The sequence below is a fragment of the Bacillus sp. NPDC060175 genome (genome assembly GCF_042728695.1).
GTDB lineage: Bacteria > Bacillota > Bacilli > Bacillales > Bacillaceae_G > Bacillus_A.
The window spans coordinates 1-2,943 of the sequence record NZ_JBHWYR010000172.1; the positions used below are offsets into that span (position 1 = coordinate 1).

Sequence of the window (2,943 nt, forward strand, 5' to 3'; positions counted from 1 at the left end):
GTCTCATCAACCGAATGGTAAGAAGTCGATACCGAGAGCAGACTTTGATATTTATGGATACTTAGTAGAACAAACAGAACGAGCACTAGTTGATTACTTACAATACATCGATGAGACAGGATTAATTCCAGGGGTGTTAGATGGGATGATTCAGATAGATCAGGACCATAAAAGGGTAGTAAATAACATTGAAGCAGCGAAAGAGAAAATGAATAATAAAAAACGTAAATTATTAAAGGCTTAATGGATAACGGAACCATGCAGAGTGGATGGTAGGGGATACTCGTCATGAATGTTTCCCTTATTCAACAATGAGATAGTGAAATTTCACGTACCATACATAAAGTTAAAACTACAAATTCGAAATAGGGGGATTTCTTCATGGAAAGACAATTAACTTTATTACCAGCAATCGATGATAAAAAGGTGCAAAAAGAAATAGTCAGCATCTTAAAGCAATACCGTGCATTAAAGATGCGAATAAACAGAAAGGGGGTGTAAATTATGTTTACATCCTCTATTTATTTAATTTAGCAGCATTAATAACTACCATTACAATGATATACTACTAGTGACCATTTCAAGAATGGCCATATATTTTTGTGACAAACTGCTTTAGAAAGCTTAAGAATTCTTAAGAACTTTTGCCCCTATTTCTTAAGGTTTGGGCTCTAGAGTATGATTATGAATGCAAACATGCCGTGTGATTAATTATGAAAACAATTCTCTTTCTTACTTGAGTATATAATGAACCCAAAATCAGTTGGTGCAGCCCTTTCCAGTTCAAAGTTTCTTGAAGACAAAATGATTGAGGAAATTGATCTTAAGAAAGCGTATTACATTGTCGAATATGGACCAAGTACAGGTGTATTCACAGAAATCTCAAGACAATTATTCTATTAGTGGAAAATAATAAGGGATTTTATTTTTTTACTTAAAGCAAAATTTAAAGAAGAAGGGAACTTATTAATTGTATATGGATCAGCAGTAAATATTGAACAATATATTAAGGGAACGATATCACTTATATCCATTATGTTATTTCTTGTCTTCCGTTTGCAAGTTTACAATAAAGAGACGATAGACATGTCTCACCTGCAAATGTCTTTAATTGTTCAATATGAGAAAAAATGTGGAGGAATAATATGGAGTCAAAAATTCTTATTGTTGATGATGATAAAGAGATTAGAAATCTTATCTCTGTTTATTTGGAAAATGAAGGCCTGAAAACTCAAAAGGCAGAAGATGCTATTGGAGCTTTACAACTGTTAGAAGAAAAGGAGTTTGATCTGATTATTTTAGATATTATGATGCCTAATATGGATGGTATTGAAGCGTGTATGAAGATTAGGGAAGACCGCAATATGCCTATCATTATGCTATCTGCAAAATCTGAGGATATAGACAAAATTCAGGGTCTAGCCTCTGGTGCAGACGATTATTTAACAAAACCGTTTAATCCATTGGAATTAATCGCTAGGGTAAAATCCCAATTAAGAAGGTTTAAAAAATACAATACGTCAATAAATCATAATAAAAGCATCCTAGAAATTGGTGATTTAACCGTGAATACAGATACACGTCAAGTATGGGTAAGGGGAAAGGAAACAAGGCTAACTCCAAAAGAGTTTGATATACTCGAATTACTTGCCAGTAACAAAGGGATTGTCCTGAGTGTTGCAAAAATATATGAAGCCGTTTGGAAAGAGGTTTTTTATAAATCAGATAATACCGTCATGGTGCATATTACAAAAATAAGAGACAAAATTGAAGAGGATTCTAAACATCCTATTTATATTAAAACTGTTTGGGGAATTGGATATAAAATATGAAGAATGTTAGTTTTAGAAATAAGATCATTATAAAACTTCTTGGTGCTGTTGCAGTTAGTTTTTTTATTTCATTTAGTTTTACAATCCTGATTTTGCTATACGTTATAGATCCATTATTTAAAAAACACGAAGAATTTGGTATGTTTGAATTCAATTTGGCATTGTTGTTCTTATTCGCGTTCGCAATCTTTAACTTTATAATAATTTTTTTAATATTGGTTCGAAAGAAAATAGTATATTTGAAGCTCATTTCGGATAATGTGAATGATATTGCAAATGGAAAACTGGGTTTGACCATTGGGATTAAGGGAAAGGACGAATTGACCCAACTTGCTCAAAATATCAACTATATGTCCAAGGAATTGGAAAATACATTTGAACAAGAAAGACAATTAGAACGTACAAAAAATGAACTTATAACCAATGTATCTCATGACTTACGCACACCGTTAACATCTATTATTGGCTATATAGATTTATTAAAAAGAGGGCAATACAACAGTAAAACACAATTACAGGAATACCTTGAAACCACGTATTCAAAGTCACAGAGACTGAAATATTTAATTGATGAGCTGTTTGAATATACTCGTTTATCAGGCATAGATGCTAAGTTAAATCTTAATGAAGTTGATTTATCAAGTTTGTTGGAGCAAATAGTTGGAGAATACATTCCTATATTTGAAAAGGAAAGCTTAATCGTTCAAAAATCAATCACACAAGAAACAATACCTATCTTCATAGATGTAGAAAAAATGGTACGTGTATATGAAAATCTCTTTATGAATGCGATAAAGTACAGCATAAAACCATCCGAATTATCCGTATGTCTTGAATTAATGGATAACAAAGCAATTTTGAAAGTGTCAAATAAAGTCGAGAAGCCACCTGTTAGCGACCCTAATAAATTGTTTGAAAGATTTTTCAGGGGTGATAAGGCAAGAAAAAATGATCAAGGAAATGGACTGGGACTTGCTATCTCAAAAAGAATTGTTGAACTTCATAATGGTAATATACATGCAGAATATAAAGACGGCTGGATGTCCTTTATTGTTGAACATCCAATCAAATAGATTGGCTTATGGAATTACAGGTTCCATAAGCTTTTTTT

4 protein-coding genes and 1 pseudogene are annotated in these 2,943 nt (G+C 32.1%); all 5 read left to right on the forward strand.

The features are described from left to right. Nucleotides 1-244 (forward strand): recombinase RecU (locus tag ACFWDE_RS30205; protein WP_377896357.1); only part of this gene is annotated, 244 nt, incomplete at its 5' end. Nucleotides 245-381: 137 nt separating this feature from the next. Continuing rightward, a pseudogene (locus tag ACFWDE_RS30210) lies at nucleotides 382-492 on the forward strand (ArpU family transcriptional regulator); the annotation flags it as partial. 255 nt (nucleotides 493-747) lie between these two features. After that, entirely contained in the window at nucleotides 748-903 is a 156-nt protein-coding gene (locus ACFWDE_RS30215; RefSeq protein ID WP_377896358.1) for a hypothetical protein, read from the forward strand. 242 nt (nucleotides 904-1,145) lie between these two features. Further along, nucleotides 1,146-1,832: a response regulator transcription factor gene (locus tag ACFWDE_RS30220; protein WP_016095390.1), complete on the forward strand. Its 687-nt coding sequence runs from the start codon at nucleotides 1,146-1,148 to the stop codon at nucleotides 1,830-1,832. Then, the gene (locus ACFWDE_RS30225; protein WP_377896359.1) at nucleotides 1,829-2,905 is read left to right on the forward strand and encodes a HAMP domain-containing sensor histidine kinase; all 1,077 of its coding nucleotides are present in this window, start codon (nucleotides 1,829-1,831) and stop codon (nucleotides 2,903-2,905) included. The genes ACFWDE_RS30220 and ACFWDE_RS30225 overlap by 4 nt, the downstream gene beginning before the upstream one ends. The last annotated feature ends 38 nt before the right edge of the window (nucleotides 2,906-2,943 follow it).

Bases quoted from the DNA above. Each gene is read 5' to 3' on its own strand.
- ACFWDE_RS30215 (WP_377896358.1), top strand. From the start codon at position 748: ATGAACCCAAAATCAGTTGGTGCAGCCCTTTCCAGTTCAAAGTTTCTT.
- ACFWDE_RS30220 (WP_016095390.1), top strand. From the start codon at position 1,146: ATGGAGTCAAAAATTCTTATTGTTGATGATGATAAAGAGATTAGAAAT.
- ACFWDE_RS30225 (WP_377896359.1), top strand. From the start codon at position 1,829: ATGAAGAATGTTAGTTTTAGAAATAAGATCATTATAAAACTTCTTGGT.